General features: G+C 58.5%; 19 protein-coding genes. 8 read left to right on the plus strand and 11 right to left on the minus strand.

Features of this window, described 5'->3' with window-relative positions; all coding sequences use genetic code 11:
• The first annotated feature begins 15 nt into the window (after nucleotides 1-15).
• The 4 genes from CHY22_RS02690 to CHY22_RS02705 are packed head-to-tail and all read left to right on the plus strand — an operon-like array spanning nucleotide 16 to nucleotide 3,168.
• Nucleotides 16-675 carry an amino acid ABC transporter permease gene (locus CHY22_RS02690; RefSeq protein ID WP_006234894.1) on the plus strand — a complete coding sequence of 220 codons (660 nt, stop codon included), beginning with the start codon at nucleotides 16-18 and terminating at the stop codon, nucleotides 673-675.
• Nucleotides 672-1,505 (plus strand): amino acid ABC transporter permease, encoded by an 834-nt coding sequence (locus tag CHY22_RS02695; protein ID WP_089572308.1) that lies wholly within the window; start codon nucleotides 672-674, stop codon nucleotides 1,503-1,505. The genes CHY22_RS02690 and CHY22_RS02695 overlap by 4 nt, the downstream gene beginning before the upstream one ends.
• Nucleotides 1,506-1,541: 36 nt before the next feature.
• Nucleotides 1,542-2,306 carry an amino acid ABC transporter ATP-binding protein gene (locus CHY22_RS02700; RefSeq protein WP_089572310.1) on the plus strand — a complete coding sequence of 255 codons (765 nt, stop codon included), beginning with the start codon at nucleotides 1,542-1,544 and terminating at the stop codon, nucleotides 2,304-2,306.
• Nucleotides 2,307-2,358: 52 nt separating this feature from the next.
• Entirely contained in the window at nucleotides 2,359-3,168 is an 810-nt protein-coding gene (locus tag CHY22_RS02705; protein ID WP_089572312.1) for a gamma-glutamyl-gamma-aminobutyrate hydrolase family protein, read from the plus strand.
• Nucleotides 3,169-3,278: 110 nt separating this feature from the next.
• Here CHY22_RS02705 and CHY22_RS02710 read toward each other — a convergent pair whose 3' ends face one another.
• From CHY22_RS02710 to CHY22_RS02745, 8 genes are all read right to left on the minus strand, one after another.
• A complete protein-coding gene (locus CHY22_RS02710) occupies nucleotides 3,279-4,097 on the minus strand; it encodes a hypothetical protein (protein WP_089572314.1) in 819 nt (272 codons plus the stop codon).
• Nucleotides 4,081-4,905 carry a hypothetical protein gene (locus CHY22_RS02715; protein WP_089572316.1) on the minus strand — a complete coding sequence of 275 codons (825 nt, stop codon included), beginning with the start codon at nucleotides 4,903-4,905 and terminating at the stop codon, nucleotides 4,081-4,083. Before CHY22_RS02715 ends, CHY22_RS02710 begins: the two co-directional genes overlap by 17 nt.
• Nucleotides 4,902-5,663: an ABC transporter ATP-binding protein gene (locus CHY22_RS02720; protein ID WP_089572318.1), complete on the minus strand. Its 762-nt coding sequence runs from the start codon at nucleotides 5,661-5,663 to the stop codon at nucleotides 4,902-4,904. Before CHY22_RS02720 ends, CHY22_RS02715 begins: the two co-directional genes overlap by 4 nt.
• A 144-nt stretch (nucleotides 5,664-5,807) precedes the next feature.
• Nucleotides 5,808-6,137: a helix-turn-helix domain-containing protein gene (locus CHY22_RS02725; protein ID WP_089572320.1), complete on the minus strand. Its 330-nt coding sequence runs from the start codon at nucleotides 6,135-6,137 to the stop codon at nucleotides 5,808-5,810.
• Nucleotides 6,138-6,145: 8 nt separating this feature from the next.
• Nucleotides 6,146-6,706, minus strand: coding sequence for a hypothetical protein (locus tag CHY22_RS02730; RefSeq protein ID WP_089572322.1), 561 nt, complete (start codon nucleotides 6,704-6,706; stop codon nucleotides 6,146-6,148).
• Between the two features lie 230 nt (nucleotides 6,707-6,936).
• Nucleotides 6,937-7,293, minus strand: a complete 357-nt coding sequence (locus tag CHY22_RS02735) for an Hpt domain-containing protein (RefSeq protein ID WP_089572324.1) — start codon at nucleotides 7,291-7,293, stop codon at nucleotides 6,937-6,939.
• A 24-nt stretch (nucleotides 7,294-7,317) separates the two neighbouring features.
• Entirely contained in the window at nucleotides 7,318-9,198 is a 1,881-nt protein-coding gene (locus CHY22_RS02740) for an HD domain-containing phosphohydrolase (RefSeq protein WP_089572325.1), read from the minus strand.
• Nucleotides 9,199-9,408: 210 nt separating this feature from the next.
• The gene (locus CHY22_RS02745; protein WP_089572327.1) at nucleotides 9,409-10,206 is read right to left on the minus strand and encodes an alpha/beta hydrolase; all 798 of its coding nucleotides are present in this window, start codon (nucleotides 10,204-10,206) and stop codon (nucleotides 9,409-9,411) included.
• 225 nt (nucleotides 10,207-10,431) lie between these two features.
• Between CHY22_RS02745 and CHY22_RS02750 the strand changes: the two genes are divergently transcribed.
• The 3 genes from CHY22_RS02750 (at nucleotide 10,432) to CHY22_RS02760 (ending at nucleotide 13,321) form a co-directional block, all read left to right on the plus strand.
• Nucleotides 10,432-11,208, plus strand: coding sequence for a radical SAM protein (locus CHY22_RS02750; protein WP_089572328.1), 777 nt, complete (start codon nucleotides 10,432-10,434; stop codon nucleotides 11,206-11,208).
• A gap of 159 nt (nucleotides 11,209-11,367) precedes the next feature.
• On the plus strand, nucleotides 11,368-12,255 hold the full coding sequence (gene map, locus CHY22_RS02755; RefSeq protein ID WP_089572329.1) for a type I methionyl aminopeptidase: 888 nt from the start codon (nucleotides 11,368-11,370) through the stop codon (nucleotides 12,253-12,255).
• A gap of 130 nt (nucleotides 12,256-12,385) precedes the next feature.
• Entirely contained in the window at nucleotides 12,386-13,321 is a 936-nt protein-coding gene (locus CHY22_RS02760; RefSeq protein ID WP_089572330.1) for a D-2-hydroxyacid dehydrogenase, read from the plus strand.
• A gap of 236 nt (nucleotides 13,322-13,557) precedes the next feature.
• On the opposite strand, the gene CHY22_RS02765 is transcribed toward CHY22_RS02760, so the two are convergent.
• From CHY22_RS02765 to CHY22_RS02775, 3 genes are all read right to left on the minus strand, one after another.
• The gene (locus CHY22_RS02765) at nucleotides 13,558-14,049 is read right to left on the minus strand and encodes a PIN domain-containing protein (protein WP_089572331.1); all 492 of its coding nucleotides are present in this window, start codon (nucleotides 14,047-14,049) and stop codon (nucleotides 13,558-13,560) included.
• Nucleotides 14,042-14,422, minus strand: coding sequence for a hypothetical protein (locus tag CHY22_RS02770; protein ID WP_089572332.1), 381 nt, complete (start codon nucleotides 14,420-14,422; stop codon nucleotides 14,042-14,044). Before CHY22_RS02770 ends, CHY22_RS02765 begins: the two co-directional genes overlap by 8 nt.
• 214 nt (nucleotides 14,423-14,636) lie before the next feature.
• Nucleotides 14,637-16,022 (minus strand): M18 family aminopeptidase, encoded by a 1,386-nt coding sequence (locus CHY22_RS02775; protein WP_233502815.1) that lies wholly within the window; start codon nucleotides 16,020-16,022, stop codon nucleotides 14,637-14,639.
• 161 nt (nucleotides 16,023-16,183) lie between these two features.
• Between CHY22_RS02775 and CHY22_RS02780 the strand changes: the two genes are divergently transcribed.
• A complete protein-coding gene (locus CHY22_RS02780; RefSeq protein WP_089572333.1) occupies nucleotides 16,184-17,269 on the plus strand; it encodes a carcinine hydrolase/isopenicillin-N N-acyltransferase family protein in 1,086 nt (361 codons plus the stop codon).
• The last annotated feature ends 83 nt before the right edge of the window (nucleotides 17,270-17,352 follow it).

Below are 17,352 nucleotides of genomic sequence, written 5' to 3' on the forward strand. Positions count from 1 at the left end.
CGGCGGGAGGTCCGCATGAGTCTCTCCGAGCTCTGGTCGCTCTATGGCCAGAACTACATTGACGCGCTGCTAGCAACCTGGGGCATGACGCTTGAGTCGTTTGCCATCGCCATGGTGTTGGCCGTCGCCGTCACCGTGATGCGCGTGTCGCCGCTCAAGCCGCTGCGCGTCTTTGGCGACCTGTATGTCCAGGTCTTCCGTAACATCCCCGGCATCGCGCTGCTCATCATCGTCGTCTACGCATTGCCGCCACTCAAGGTCGTTCTGCCCTACCGTACCTGCGTTATCGTCGCCACGGTGTTGCTGGGCTCCGCCTTTGGCTCCGAGAACTTCATGAGCGGCATCAACACCGTCGGCGTCGGCCAGGTGGAAGCCGCCCGCTCGCTGGGCATGAGCTTCAACCGCATCCTCGCCAAGATCGTGATTCCGCAGGCACTGCGCTCGAGCGTGCTGCCCATGACCAACCTCTTTATCGCCGTCATGCTCACCACCGCGCTCGGCAGTCAGGTGCCGCTTAAGCCCCAGGAGCTCACCGGCGTGGTGAGCTATATCAACACGCGCTCGCTCGGCGGCGTCGCCGCGTTCTTTATCTCGGCGCTCGGCTACCTGGGCACGGCGTTTGTGGTGAGCCACATTGGCAACTACATCGATAAGAAGGTGAGGATCCTCCGATGAGCAAGCACTCCTCTCCCGCGCTCACCATGCGCGATGCGCTCTACGAGGCTCCCGGCCCCAAGATGCGCGCCAAAATTCGCATCGGCACCGTTATCTCGCTGGTTGCCGTCGCCGCGCTCGCTGCCCTCGTGCTGCAGCGCTTTTATGTGACCGGTCAGCTTTCGGTCCACTATTGGTATTTCTTTACGCACCTCACCACCTGGAAGTTCCTGCTTGCCGGCTTTGAGGGCACCGTTAAAGTCGCACTCACCGCCGGCGCCATCGCGCTGGTGCTCGGCCTTGCCCTTATGCTCGGTCGCACCAGCGACATCAAGCCGCTGCAGCTGGTCTGCCGCGTACTCACCGATTTCTTCCGTGGCGTGCCGAGCCTGTTGTTCATCTACTTCTTCTTTTTGGTGCTGCCCCAGTACAAGATCGCACTGCCGTCGTTTTGGATGCTCACGCTTCCCGTCGCGCTCGCTGCGGCCGGCGTACTGGCCGAGATCTTCCGTGCCGGCGTCAACGCCGTGCCGCGCGGTCAGGTCGAGGCTGCCCAGGCACTCGGTCTCTCCAAGGCCAAAATCACCTTTAAAATCGTATTGCCCCAGGCGATTCGGTTTATCATTCCGTCGTTGATTTCGCAGCTCGTGGTCGTAGTCAAAGACACCACCGTCGCCTACGTGGTGAGCTACCCCGACCTCATGCAAAATGCCCGCGTGCTCATTACCAACTACGACGCCCTCGTGTCGGTCTACCTAGTTATCGCGGTCATCTACATCCTCATCAACGTCGCGATCAACAAGGCCGCTGTCTACGTTTCGCACAAGACCGGCGCGACCATCATTCGCTAACGATTTACCATTTCGAGTCATAAGGAGCCGAGCACCATGGCACAGAGCACTTCTTCTACCGGTAATCAGCCGCTGATCGAGCTCAAGCACGTCGATAAGCACTATGGCGATCTGCACGTCCTCAACGACATCAATCTCTCGGTCGACCGCGGCGAAGTCGTCGTCGTGATCGGCCCCTCGGGCTCGGGCAAGTCGACCATGTGCCGAACCATCAACCGCCTGGAAACCATCGACTCGGGCGAGATCCTCATCGAGGGCGAGCCTCTGCCGCAGGAAGGCAAGGATCTTGCCCGCATGCGCGCCGAGCTGGGCATGGTGTTTCAGCAGTTCAACCTGTTCGCGCATATGACGGTGCTGCAGAACGTCATGCTGGGGCCGGTCGACGTGCTGGGCGTGTCCAAGGAGGAAGCTCGTGAGCGCGCCATGGACCTGCTGAGCCGCGTGGGCGTTGCCGAACAGGCCGACAAGGTGCCCGCTCAGCTCTCGGGCGGCCAGCAGCAGCGCGTGGCCATTGCCCGCTCGCTCGCCATGCAGCCCAAGGCCATGCTCTTCGACGAGCCCACGAGTGCCCTTGACCCCGAGATGATCAACGAGGTGCTCGAGGTCATGGTCCGTCTGGCCCAGCAGGGCATGACGATGATCGTGATTACGCACGAGATGAACTTCGCCCGCCGCGTTGCCGACCGCGTCGTGTTTATGGCCGACGGCCAGATCGTGGAAACCGGCACGCCCGACGAGTTCTTCGACCATCCCCAGACCAAGCGCGCCCAAGACTTCCTCAACTCCATCAAGGGCCACTAGCCCAATTGCCATATCCGCTCGCCATGACCATCCAAACTCGAAAGCAACACCTATGATCGGAACTCGCACTTCATCGTCATACACCCCGCACGTCAACGTCGACCCCGCCGACCGTCCGCTCATCCTGGTGGCGCCGCGCTGGGAAGAGGCGAAGCCGTTTTTAAGCGAAACGCTCTCCCCCAACGAGGAAATCGCAAGTGTCTTTGTCGATGCCATCCTTGCCGCCGGCGGCCTGCCGCTGCAGATGTCCATCACCGAGGACATTGAGGTCATCCGTCATTACGTCGATATCGCCGACGGCATCGCCATTCCCGGCGGCCCCGATGTCAACCCCAAACGTTGGGGCGATGATCGACCCTACGACCCCACCCTCTGCTGCGAGATCCGCGATAGCTTTGAGTTTAAGCTGGTCGGCGAGGTACTCCGCGCCAAAAAGCCGCTCTTTACCACCTGCCGCGGCACGCAGTTGCTCAATGTCGCCACTGGCGGCACCCTGTGCATGGACGTGCCGAGCCTGGGCGCTCGCGAGGGCCGCACGCAGTGGCGCCATACCCACGTGCTCAACGACCCCGTGCATCCCGTCGAGGTCGTGCCGGGCTCGCTGTTGGAGCGCGCGCTTGGCGGGCACAGGCTGATCCAGACCAACTCCGCACACCACTGCTGCGTCGATCGTCTGGGTAAGAGCACGCGTTTGGTCGCCAAGGCAACCGACGGCGTTCCCGAGTGCATCGAGGTCGAAGGCCAGCCATTCTGCTTGGGCGTGCAATGGCACCCTGAGTACACGTGGAAGACGCTCGAGACCGACTTTAACCTGTGGAAGTCGTTTGTCGAAGCAGCGGCCAAGGTAAAGCAGGCCCGCTAGCTCGCAAGCTACACAAGTTAAAGCCTCCTAAGCCAGGGGGGGCGGACACCAGCCACGGTGCCCGCCCCCCTGTATTTGATACGCTCGGTATGTTTATCCCTCACAAACAATCAAAGAAATCTCGACCGCAATCGGTCGACAGTAAAGCAAATGGTAAAAACGCTTGCTACGTTTATGAGGCAGTCAATTAAAATCGAGATGCATTGACCATTCCCCAACGGGGTCACGCCGCAAATCCACATGAGCATCGAGGCTGGAAGCGGAAGCATGGAATTGGCCCCGATCTGTATGTAGACCGCTACGACGTTGACAAGCAACAGCATGCCAATCGGACCGAAGCCGGATCCAAAATAGGAAACAACGATTACGCAAGAAACCACGTATGCAAGGCAGGCAGCGGCAGCAAGAACAAGTCGATAGCAAAATACATGCAGGTTGAAATACCGCTGAGCATCCGAAACGATTGCGCAGTTAAGACAGTACAAAACGACACTCGACAGGACAAACGCGCCCAAAAGGGCAAAAGAAGATAGCACCACTCGCGCAACGATAGCGCACACACGCTTCCCTCCCCGAGCCTCCGACAACCCCCACGGTTCCTCGACAAAGCCCGAACTGACAAAGCGCGGCACAATGCAAGCCGCGATGAACGGAAAGAACAATGCATGGGCCAACGGGGCTACGTTGAACAGCAGACCGCGAAAAACCTCTGCATTGCCAAATAGAAGGACATCCTCCGCCGATAGCCGAAGCGTCGGGTCTGGGAAAAAACCCAAGAAACTGTTCTCACGGAGGCTACAGAACCACATCGGGAAAGAATTAAGCTGCAATATCACCATGTACGCATAAATTACCAGGATTAAGGCGTACGCCCATTTGCTCACATGCTTCAATTCTGACTGGAGAAGTCTTTTAATCTGACGAGCCATTGAGCACACCCCCAGCGCGAAAGCTCAAGAGAGCGTAAATCAATACCGATAGACAGCTGGCTGCCACGCCATATCCCAGAAGCGTCAGCTGCCCCATATCGCTATACCCAAGGGCACATCCGACTCCAAGGTACGGCCCCGGAAGGAAGAAGATCCATCGCAAGGATGGTATAGGTGCCTGAAGGAAGGCTCCGTAGAGCGTCAAGCTCATGACAAATCCAACTATCACCACGGCCCCGCTCAATACAGCGCTGCCCGTTATCCGATAGATGGTCACCGTCTCCAGCGCAACCGATATCACCAATACGGCGTTGACTATCATTGCAGGCAAAAATACAGTTAGTATGTTGTGCGAGTAGTTATGCCCTCCACGTATTATGGCTATTGCAAAAAGAAGAAGGCAAAGCGCGCTATACGCTGCGCCAATTATTAAAGCAGACGAAAGTACATGTGCCAGAGCCCCGTTAAAGCGGGCAAGACCTCTTGCTGAAGAAATTCGGCATCCCTCTTCATAGCCGCGCTCCTGTAAAATCGCCAGGCAAACGATGAGTGGAACGAACAGGGAGGTACCGGCAAAAGCACTGCGCGCAAGGGACTCATCAGGCGCAGAAGGATCGATTACATTCCAGCAGAAGCCAATATCCTCCCCAAAAACGCTATTGCCAAAGGCGAGCAACGTTGTTCCGTTTTTCAGAAAGATGCCGAAGAGAAGGCCGAACGCCAGCATAAGCGCAAGACCAAACTTCGCCGGAAATATCCTGTGCAAACGCATCATATCTGCCTTTATGGGATGGATCGCCCGCCTCATAGCGAGACCGCCTTCATCAAGCACCTGTAATACTCTTTTAGGGACGACGCCTCATCCCTTATGACGTCCATCGATTCCTTTTTCAGCAGTTCGCCGTCATGAATAAACAGGCAGCTTGTTGCAACCGATGCCAGCTCATCCAAATCATGACTAGAGATGAGCATGGTCTTACCCTGCTCTCGATTCAATCGGCCGATAAGGGTCCATATGCTCTCAATGCCCAACGGATCCAATCCATTTGCCGGCTCATCGAAAATCAGCAAGTCGGTGTCGCCCAACAAAGCCGTAGCTATATCCAATCGCCGTTTCATTCCCAGAGAAAAACTGCTCACGCTCTTTTTCTCATCGACGTCCAGCCCGACTAGGCTCAAAACGCGAGGAATCTCACGCTTCTCATCGAGCCCCCATTCCACACATCGGATTTGAAGATTCTCAGCCGCACTGAGGGATTGGTATGCTCCGCAGGAATCTGGCACATAGCCGACACGCGTCCGCATCAGGCTCAGCTCTTTTTTCGACTTGCCTCCAAAGAGCTCCACGCTCCCCGACGATGGCTCACAGAGGCCCAATACGATTTTAATAAGCGTGCTTTTGCCCGCCCCGTTTGCACCAACAAGGGCGCAGAGCTCAGACTGATGTACCTCGAAGGAAACGTCATGCAAAACGCGGCGCCTCCCATAGTGCTTTGACACCCTTGATAGCCTTATCGTTGATACGTTCATTGGCCTCCCGTTCCGCTTGATAGCAAAACCGCTCATATCGTTCCTTCTTTACTTTATCGTTTTCCATAGTTGTTATTGTTTTTCGATAACTCATATTTGTCAAGATAATCTAAAAGAAAGAACCCGTGTTAGACACGGGTCCCTTCACGCTGATATTTCGTTTTAGTTGTTCGCCTTAAGCTACTCGTCGCTCAAATCGACAGCAAAGACTGATGTCGGAAGCGACGCCTCATTGCCTCCGCCGTCCCGCATCTGCCTCACAACGTTTTTTGCACGCTCAACAATAAGCTCCTCAAGCTCTTTCTCACTCACGCGCTGAATAATATCTCCCGGTTGACAATCAAGCTCATCACAGATATCGAGGAGCGTCTTTAGGCGAATAGCTTTTATCTTTCCGTTTCTAAGCTTTGAAATATTAGCCGGAGTATGCCCCGTCGCTCGAATCAGATCAGCACTGGTCTTTCCGGTCTTAAGCAGCTGCGTCTCAAGCTCGATGATGAGATAGCTCATGTTTCCTCCTACACAAGCTCGTCAGACTGCTCTTGGAGCAGCGAGGCATAACTCCAGATCGCCGAGATAAACAGACAGACAACTGCGCCGATAAACGACCCCGCATCAAAGGTAGCGCCTTGGCAAATCTCAATAACGAAGGAATGAGGCACGATGTAAAGCTCCAGTCCGCCAATGGTGAGATTGACCGATCCATAGGCACCAACAAGCGAAACCGCGGCGTTAACAGCAAAGGCAAGCGCGAGAACACGGATAAGCCACACATGCGTCTTGGTAAAGGGCGAGACGCCTCGCGAGATGTTACGGCTGATCCCGCACAAAACGACAAGCGAAATACCCACGACGAGTGCCAGGCACAGTCCGCTTGGGATAACGATGCACCCGCCATTGAGAAGCGTCACGACACCGAAAGAATCGACAGAAGCAACGTTTGCAACCGCATACCAGATCACGTAAACAACCAACGCGGCAAAAGCAACGAGCATCCCTGCAAAAACGGCTGCCATGCAAAAACCAAGCTTCCTGATATTTTCGCCCGCCTTGGCCATACGCTGAACGCTGTTGGACATACACTCACCCTCATCGGTTCTATCGTTATTCGAACAGTTTATCGAACAACGATATGGATTGCATGCGGAAAGCCCCGCCAGTGCGCATAGGCCATTCACTAATCAGAAGGGGTGAGAGTGGATTTTTGGACACGTATCGAACGAGCGTGGATAATCTCCCACTTTGAGGCCGCCACCGGGCCTAAAACGGGAGATTATCCACGCTCATAGTCATCAAGGCTCACAGCCTCTTACTCGGCCGCCTCGCGCAGGGCCGACATCGTAGCCGCATATTGCTGCTGCAACGCATGCATTCCCTCGCGAGCGCCGTCAACGGCATCGGCGCCGCGCAGCGCTTCGGTCACCACGACCGCCGGCTCGTACAGATTATCGAATCCCAGGTTCTGGCTCACGCCCTTGAGCGTGTGCGCTGCCATAAACGCACCTTCGGCGTCTCCTGCCGCCATGGCGGCCTCCAGCTTGTCCATGCTCTCGTCATCCAAAAACTTGAGGGCAAAGCGGGCAAGCATTTCCCCGCCCATCAGCCGAGCGCACGCGTCATCATAATTAGCGCCGATCTTCTCATACGCCTCACGCATGGAAATCATGGATTAAAAACTCCTTTGTTCAAACTAAATCGTGGGGAACGCAACGACGTCGGCGGGGCGTGCCAAGGTTTCGGCAATGCGGTCTTGCACCTCGAGCAGGCAGTCGAGCAGCAGCGGGTTAAAGGTGCCGCACTGACCGTCCAGGATCATCTTGATCGCTTCCTCGTGCGGGATGGCATCCTTGTACACGCGCACGCTCGTCAGCGCATCGTACACGTCGGCCACCGAAACCACCTGTGCGGCGATGGGGATATCGTCGCCCTTAAGACCGTCGGGATAACCCCTGCCGTCCCAGCGCTCGTGGTGCCAACGCGCAATCTGGTACGCATATTCCAAAAGCGCATTGCCGGCGTGATGGCTGCCCAGCTCGAGCAGCATGTTGGCGCCAATCGTGGTATGCGTCTTCATAATCTCGAATTCCTCGGGCGTGAGGCGCCCGGGCTTGTTGAGGATCGCATCGTCAATCGACATCTTGCCGATATCGTGCAGCGCCGAAGCCAGGGCGATCGTGGAGCGTTCCTCATTGTCGAGGGAGATCGTGCCGCTACGCTGGACCAGACAGCCAAGCAGCAGCTCGGTCAGCTTTTCGATGTTCGTAACGTGCCTACCGCTCTCGCCGTTGCGAAGCTCCATGACGCCGGCCATGATGTCGATGAGCATGCGACTGTTCTTGACGCGCTCGTTGTACTGTTGGGACAGCAGGTTCGTCAGGCGGCGCTGTTTGGCGTACAGGCGGATGGTGTTGCTTACGCGGCGGCGCACGACACGGGAGTCAAACGGGCGGTTGATATAGTCCGAGGCGCCCAGCTCGTACGCGCGCAGAACCGCATCATCGGAATCTTCGCTCGAAATCATGATGACAGGCAGATTATCGATACCCGATCGGCGCGACAGATCGGCCAGCACCTCAAAGCCGCTTATGCCCGGCATCACAATGTCCAGCAGCACGAGCGACAACTCATCGCCATAGCGGTCGACCATGTCGAGCGCCGCACGACCGTTATCGGCCTCGAGGATGCAATGCTCGTCCTTGAGCATCTCGCTGAGAATGGCTCGGTTCATCTCGGAGTCATCGGCGATAAGCACCAAAGGCTTTTCGCTTTGGAAGGCCTCGATGGAATCGGCATCGGTCACGACCGTACCGGCTTTTGCCTTAGCGCGGCTCAGTAACTGAGCAGCGCGGCCAACGCCCTCATCGACCGTCTCGCCATGAATGCGAACGCCACCAACACATGCCGTCAAGCTCACGTACTCATGGCCCGGAATAATCGTGGAATGAACGGCATCGGACACCTGATGCAGGCGACGGGTGAAGTCATCGGAGGGAATATTGGGCATGACGACCACAAACTTGTCGCAGCCATAGCGCACAAGCTCGTCAGTCGAACGAATTCCGCTGCGTATGGCTGTCGCCACAGCACCGAGCGCAAGGTCGCCGGCATGACGGCCACACGTATCGTTGAAGGCCCTAAAATCATCAACGTCGATCATCGCAACGCCGGCATTCATGCGGGCGCTGCGAAGCTTTTCCTCGTAATATCGGCGATTGCGCACGCTCGTCAGCACGTCGGTGTAGACAAGGTCCTCTTCCGCGGCCTCTTGCTCATCAATCGGACGCACCATCAGCAAGACGTGAGGCTCGCCCTCGACCTTCAGAGGGCGTAGACGGGCGCGGTACTCAGTGCCATCATTGAGCAGCTGCTCCGACACCTCATCGGAGTCTGCCAAAGCCTCAAGACTCGACTGACGCAGACAAGGGCAGCGATCGCCGGCGAGCAAGCAGTTAGGCTCGCTCTTAATCTGATCGGCCGACAGCAAACGCACCACGGGGTAGGTCTTCGCGACGCGGGCGACCTCGACGGCAGCCTCCTCGTCGGTTAGATTGACCTCGTGATTATTGAGCATATGGGGCCCTTTCGATAGTTTCGCATGGAGCGGTGGGTTCCAAATGTTACAAGGGTAACACCTTGTCGATGCAGGTAAGTACGTGAATGCTGCCACATTCTTATGAGTTGGCAGACGGCGCGATTGAAGCCGCAGACGCGAGGTTTTGAGCACGTTTGTTAATACGGCCGAAACGTTTGCGGATGAAGCCTGCTTTGGCTATTGCGGATGCTAGAGCCCCAGGATGCCACGGACAGCCCGGGCAGCCGCTGCCGGGCGATCGCGCAGACCGTTATGCGCGCCCGGGATCGTCACGAGAGGGCAATCGAGATATTCGGCAGCCGCTCGCGTGCCAGCCTCGCGGGGCGTGCCAATCGAGAGCTCGCCTAGGAGCACGGCGGCCACCGTTTTCGACGCGCGAACGCTATCCCAATCGGGAACGCAGGTCATAGTAATCCCGTATTCGTTTGCCATGAAACTGCGGCCGTTGCGCAGGGCATGCTTGGCTTCTGCCTCGGTCGTTCCAGGAGCCTCGGGGTCCAAGTCGCCGAGGGCTCCCAAGAAAAGCCGGAGCGCCCTTGAAACCTTTCCAGCCGCAATCATATCGAGCAAAACCGGAGCTGCGCCCATGCCGACGCCTTCGGCCGACACAGCCGGCTCATGCAGAATCGCACGGGCGACGAGATGGGGTTCAGTGCGAAGAAGCTCCAGCGCTACCAACGTACCGGCGCTGTGCGCAAGCACACTTGTCGGAGCGCCAACGTGTTCGATCACGGCCTGCAGGTCGGCGGCCTGAGCGGCAAGATCATAGCTGCCGTCTGCCGCTTCGCTGCTGCCACCACAGCCGCGGCGGTCGTAGGCAATTACGCGGTAGTTGCGGCTGAGCTCACAAGCGATGCCGTCGAAAAATGTGCCGTCAACACAAGCGCCGTGCACGCACACCAAGGCAGGAGTATCAGGCGACACATCCGGGCCGGCATATTCGCGACAGGCAATCGTGGTGCCTGCATTCTCGACCGTAAAATCCATGTTGTGCCCCCATCATCAATGCCCATCCAATTGCACGTCAGCACGGCTGAATGGTCCCGCATTGCCTTACGACTTGTTAACAGATTAACTGTACCCGACCCGAGGCTTTTCATGGCACGGCATCATGAGCGACGTGAAAAAACGAAACTTGTAAAGCAAGAGCCCGCACCTCGCTTTGGAGCCGATGCTATGCTTAGGCGCAATAGTCTTGAGGAGCATATGCCTATGTCTACATTTTTGAATGCCAGCCCCATCTTTGGACCCGTTCGCAGCCGTCGCCTTGGTCTCTCGCTCGGCGTCAACATGATGCCGGCCAGCGGCAAAATCTGCACGTTCGACTGCATTTACTGCGAAAACGGCCTCAACGCCGAGCGCCCCTGCCACGAGCCGTATAACACGGCTGCCGTGGTGCTCGATGCACTCGAGGCAAAGCTGCGCGAGATGGCAGCCGAGGGCGAGCTCCCCGATGTGATCACCTTCGCAGGCAACGGCGAGCCCACCGCCGCACCGGAGTTTCCGCAGGCCATTGCCGGTGCCGTCGCGCTGCGCGACGAGCTTGCCCCAAACTCCAAGATCGCCGTGCTCTCCAACGGTACGCGCGCCGACCAGCCAGCCGTGCACGATGCGCTCATGATGGTTGACGACAACATCCTCAAGCTCGACACGGTCGACCCGGCATTTATCCAGCTGCTCGACCAGCCCGTCGGTCCCTATGACGTTGAGCACCAGATCGAGACGTTCGCGAGCTTTAACGGCCACGTCATTATCCAGACGATCTTTTTGACCGGCGAGTACCAGGGCAAGCTCATCGACAACACCGGCGAGGAGTACGTTGCCCCCTGGCTCGCGGCGCTTGAGCGCATTCGCCCGCAAGAAGCGACCATCTACACGGTGGCGCGCGAGACACCGGTCGCCGGCCTTGCTAAAGCGGCGCCCGAGGTGCTCGACGCCATTGCCGCGCGCGTCCAAGCCCTCGGTATTCCCTGCCAGGTGAGCTACTAGCAAAACCACGCAGCAGCTAGCGCTGCCATCCCGCCCCATCAGCTGCGGTGATATAGTTCCTATTTGTGCTGTTAAACCGCTTAAATCGGAACTATATCACCGCAACTTTTATGGACGCGTGGGTGGGCTATACTAGCTGCGAATGAAAGGAAGTTAGCCATGTATGACAAAGGACCCGTGCCCGGCCGCAACGATGCTTGCTGGTGCGGCAGCGGCAAAAAATATAAGAAATGCCACAGCACCTTCGACGAGCGCCTCGAGCGCCTGTGGGAGGAGGGCTGGGAGGTTCTGCCCCGCACGCTCTACAAGACGCCCGCCGATATCGAGGGCATCAAGCGTTCGGCAGCCATCAACGTAGGCGTGCTCGACTACGTGGGCGAGCACATCGCCGCGGGCATGACAACCAACCAGATCGACCAGATGATCTACGACTACACCATCGAGCACGGTGGCACGCCGGCCGACCTCAACTACGAAGGCTACCCCAAGAGCGTGTGCACCTCGATCAACGACGTGGTCTGCCACGGCATCCCCTGCGATACGGACGTGCTGCACGAGGGTGACATCATCAACGTGGACTGCTCCACGATCTTGGACGGCTACTTTAGCGACTCGAGCCGCATGTTCTGCATCGGTGAGGTCTCGGCCGAGCGCCAGCGCCTGGTCGACGTCACCCGCGCCAGCGTGGAGGCGGGTCTGGCGGCCGTCAAGCCATGGCTGCCGCTATCCGTTATGGCCGAGGCCGTGCAAAAGACGGTCGAGGACGCCGGCTTTAGCGTGGTGCGCGAGTACGGCGGACACGGCATCGGTAAGGAGTTCCACGAGGACCCGTTTGTGGGCTTTACCACCGAGGCGCCCGATGTGGACACCATCATGGCTCCGGGCATGGTCTTTACCATCGAGCCCATGGTCAATGCCGGAGCGCCCGACATCAAGATTAGCAAGGGCGATGGCTGGTGCGTGCGCACCAAGGACGGCAGCGATTCGGCCCAGTGCGAGGTACAGCTCGTGGTGACCGAGGATGGTTACGAGCTGCTGAGCTGGTAGCCGTGGATGCGCCGGATGCTGACGGGCACGCTCGTCTTGCATCCGGCGTTTTGTTTGAACGTTTTGCCTGATAAAACCTGCCAAAATAAACTTGTCCCTTTTTTGGTAGGTTGAGCGGAGAGGACTGCTTGTGAACATCCTGGTTTTGTTGCCCGTCAACGACCGTCATCACGCAATTCTTGAGTCGAGCGCTCCGGGCGAGGACTTTATCTACACGAGCTCCGACGCCATCACGCGCGAGCAGGTCGCCGATGCCGACGTGATCCTGGGCAACATAGACCCTGCCCTGCTTACCGTATGCGAGCACCTCCAGCTGCTGCAACTGCAGACCGCCGGCTATGACGATTACTTGGCCGCCGGCACCGTGCCAGCCGACGCTAAGCTTTCCTGCTCGGTGGGCGCCTACGGCCAGGCCGTGAGCGAGCACATGTTTGCTATGGTGCTATCAATGATGAAGCGCCTGCCCGGCTACCAGGACCTGCAGCGCGAGCATCGCTGGGAAGACCTGGGTCCAGTCACCTCGCTCAAAAACGCCAACGTGCTGGTATTGGGCGCGGGCGATATCGGCGGCCACTTTGCCACGCTCTGCCGCAGCATGGGCGCGCACGTCCGCGGCATCAAGCGCCATCCGCTCGTCTACCCCATTGTGTTTGAGGACATGGACGGCATGGACGCCCTGCCCGAGCGCCTGGCCGAGGCCGACGTCGTCGCATCCTTTATGCCCAGCACACCCGAGACCCGCGGCCTGGCGAACGCCGAGTTCTTCGCCGCGATGAAGCCGGGCACCTTCTTTGCCAACGGCGGCCGCGGCGATCTTGTGGTCGCCGACGACTTGGTTGCCGCCCTGGAGTCGGGACATCTTGCCGGCGCTGCGGTCGACGTCACCGACCCCGAGCCCCTGCCTGCGACAAGCCCCCTGTGGGATGCGCCCAACATGCTCATCACGCCGCACGTCTCCGGCTGGTTCCACCTGGGAGCCACGCTCAACAACGTGGTCGACATCGCCGCGGAGAATCTGCGTCACCCGCAGGCCGGCGAGACCCTGCGCTGCTGGATCGAGCACTAAGAATTACGCCGTTTTACAAACGGCGTAATGAGCCGACGCTGCGAGCCCGTCTGGGCGGCAATCTGCCTTTCAACTTCGGCGGCATGACCAGAAGGTCAATGCCGCCTTGTTTCAAGGCACCTTGCTCGCCCAGACGGGCTCTCGCTGACTCTTGTTCAACCTGTAGGGACTGGCTGGCGCGGCCCTGCCTGGGGGCATTCGCTGACTTTTATTCGACCTGCGGGATCTTCAAATTGCTAGAGCGTTGCTAAGTAATTCTTTGCGTCTTCTACGCTCATTGCTGCAACGGGTGCGTGTGAACAGAGTTTGGCATCGTTGGTGACCAGGAGATCTGCCTTTGCGCGCATTGCCGCAGCGATGATTAAATCGTCTTCGTAATCGCTATGGAGATTACGCTGCTTGCTCGCCATCCATATGTCGCTCAGGTCACAGGGCACTGGCGTGGCAAGCTGCGACAGCACGCTAAGACAATCCCATGCAAGCGAAGTCGCTACCGTAGCGGCATACTGGGAAAGCGAACCGTGCTCGCGCCGATACCATGCCTTATGTTCGCTTGAAATCAAATAGAACAGGTCTTTGGACGATGTCACCGCATACAGCAAATCCACCTGCGCCGTGCATGCATCGCGTAAAAACTCAATCGCCACCGAACGACCACGTCGTGAGGGAATGAAGTAATCGAGCCACACGTTGGTGTCAACCAAGATGCGCTTTGGAGCCTCACTCATTAAGCCAGCTCATCTCCTCGCCATAGCGATCCGCATAGGCATTCCGTTTGAGCTCTTCGTCGTCCGATGGCTGAGCCTTGACCATATCGATTCCCGACTCACGGCAAGCAGCAGCGAACAGCTTCGATCCTTGATCGATGAGTTCGAGTTTGCGTTTGGCGGCCTTTTCGCGCTCGCGCTGTTCCGCCCGGGCACGACTGGGCAGCAGGATATCCTCGAGCGCACCGGGGCGATCGGCCAGCGACGCCGCAAGCTGCCAGAGCGCTCGCACCGCTTGGCTCGGCGTCATACCGGCCCTGGAGAGGGCAGCGTCGCCGCTCCTTTTAAGATCGGCATCGAGACGTACGTTGATCTGAGCGGCTGTTGTGGTCATGACCCCTCCTTAATACTTTATAATTATCATAGAACTCTATGGTAGATACGTAAAGCATGTATAGCATTTATAAGCATTAGCCGTACTCTGCACACAAAAAGCCGCCGAGGCACACTGCGCCTCGGCGGCCACGTATCACCGATCTAGTTCGGTTTCACCCTTTGCATTCGCCCAGATAAAACCTACCAAAATTAACATCCCCTTTTGGTAGGTTTTAGAGCTCCACGCTTTCGGCGCCGTTGATGGTTAGGTTGCGCTCGTAGAAAGCCGTGAGGGCGCGGATGGCGTACATCACGTCGCGCACGCCGCCGGTCTCGTAGCTCGAGTGCATGGCAAGCTGCGGCAGGCCCACGTCCACGGCATGCATGCTCGCCTGCATATTGGACAGATTGCCGAGCGTGGAGCCGCCCGCCATATCGCTCTTGTTGGCGAAGGCCTGCGTGGGCATGTCGGCGTCGTCGCAAATAGCCTGGAACACCGCGCGGCTAAAGGCATCGGTGCAGTAGTGCTGGTTGGCGGCTTCCTTGATGACGATGCCGCCGTTGAGCACCACCTGGTTGCGGGCATCGCACTTCTCGGCGTGGTTGGGGTGCACGGCATGCGCGTTGTCGCAGCTCACGAGCATCGATGCGGCAAGGGCGCGATGATACGACTCGTCATCAAAGCCCAGCGATCCGTTGATGCGGCGCAGCGCGTCGGCCAAGAACGTCGACATGGCGCCCTGCTTGGTCTCGGAGCCAACCTCCTCGTTATCAAAGCAGCAAAAGACCGAAACGTCATGCACGTTCTCGGCACCCAAAAATGCCTGCAGCGAGGTATAGGCGCATGCCAGGTCATCGAGCTTGGGCGTCGAGATAAACTCGTCGGCCCAGCCCCAAATGCGCGCATCCTGGCGGTTGACCAGGAACAAATCGCGGCCCAGAATCTGCTCGGGCTCAACATCCAGCTCGTCGGCGATCAGGGCGTCAAAGTCGCCCTGCTTAAGGTCACCAGCGCTGATGAGAGGGCACAGGTCAACGGCTCGGTTGGGCGCAAAGCCCTCGTTAACGCCGCGGTTCATATGGATGGCAAGGCTCGGGATGATGGCGACTTCGCGCTCGGTAGCGAGCAAACGACTCTCGATACGGTCGCCCTCGCGTACCAGCACGCGGCCCGCGAGTGCCAGCGGACGGTCGAACCAGGTGTAGTCGATCATGCCGCCGTAGGCCTCGGTGTTCAGGCGCAGCGTCTCGCCCGCGCCGTCGAGCTCGGGCACAGCCTTGACCTTAAACGTCGGCGAATCGCTGTGTGACGCCGTGAGCTGAAAATGATAGTCACCGACAACGCCGTCCTCGCCCCACGTCGCGGCCAGGTCCTCGCCCACCTTAAAGGCAACAACGCTCGAAGTGTTGCGCTGCGTGTAATAACGCCCGCCCGGCTCGATGTCCCACGCCGCATTCTCGGGCAGGTAGGTAAAGCCCGCCTCGTCGAGCTCGGCCATAATAGTCGCCGCCGCATGGAACATGCTGGGGCATGCCTCGATAAAGTCGATAAGGTCGTTGGCGGCCTCGATATCGTCGGCCGTCACATGCGCGCGCTCGGGCGTTTCCTGATCCGTCATGCTCTCCCCTTTCACTGGGTTGATGGTCTCCTCCAGCATACCCCGCCACGCCAATGTCGTACCTTTCATTCCATGTTTAATCCCGCGCCGCTCGCCAAGTTGTGCCATCATGTCCGCACTCCTTTTGCGACAATTACGCTAACAGGACGAAAGGAGCCGTCATGAAGCCACGCAACATTGCCATCGCCTGCGGTGTCGCGGGAGTCGCCGTCGGCCTTGCTGCTGCCACCGGTATCGTTTATCACAAACAAATCAAGTCCGCCGCGTCACTCAAACGCTTGACCGGCAACGCGGATGGCTATGACCTGTACGCAATCGACATCGCCTACGACTACGATCTTGATCGCATCATCGCCGCTGGCGTGCGCGATGACCAGGCATACATCGATGCCGTGGTGGCACAGGTGCTGCCCGGTGTGCCGGCACATGTCCAGGCACCCCAGTTTGCCTGCAGCGCTTTTGTCGCCGTAGATGCCGAAGGCCGCGTGCGCACCGGTCGCAATTACGACTTTAAGGACGACACCTCGGCGCTGCTGGTGCGCAATCACCCACGCGGCAGCTATGCCTCCATCGGGTTTGCCGCCCTTAACAACCTGGGCGATAACACTCCGCTTGACTCCGTCGGCGGACGCGCTGCGGCGTTGATGGGCCCGTTTGCCCAGCTCGACGGCGTCAACGAATGTGGCGTGTCCATTGCCGTGCTCACCCTGGATTCCAAACCCTGTGACCAGGACACGCAGCGCCCCGTCATCAACACTTCGCTCGCCATCCGCCTGGTGCTCGACCGCGCGGCCACCACGCAGGAGGCTGTCGACCTGCTTTCTGCCTACGACATGCACGCCATGGCCGGACGCGACTACCACTTCTTTATCAACGACGCCGCCGGTGACGCGCGCGTAGTAGAGTGGGATCCGCGCGATCCGGACCGCGCTTTCAAAGCGACTCCTGTACGCCAGGTTACGAACTTCTACGCCTGCTATGGCGACGAAGTGCTGCCCAACCAAAAGAATGGCGAGCTGGGCCATGGTAAAGAGCGCGCCGTCGCAATCGCCGATGTCCTCGACGCCCATGCCGGCGCCCAAGACGAGGCAGTCGCTTGGAAGGCCCTACGCGCTGCAGCGCAAGAGCCCAATCCGGAAGACATCACCAGCAACACGCAGTGGTCGGTTGTCTTCGACAACACTGAGCCCGCTGCCGCCATCACGCTGCGCCGCCACTGGGGCGACGTCGACGCCTTTGCGCTGTAAGGAGCCAGGCCCGTTGACCTTACGCTCGCCTGACGCTGCTTACATTTCTATACATTTGAGCTAACACGTTTTACCCCTGTATC

Source organism: Collinsella sp. TF06-26, assembly GCF_002232035.1.
Lineage (GTDB): Bacteria > Actinomycetota > Coriobacteriia > Coriobacteriales > Coriobacteriaceae > Collinsella.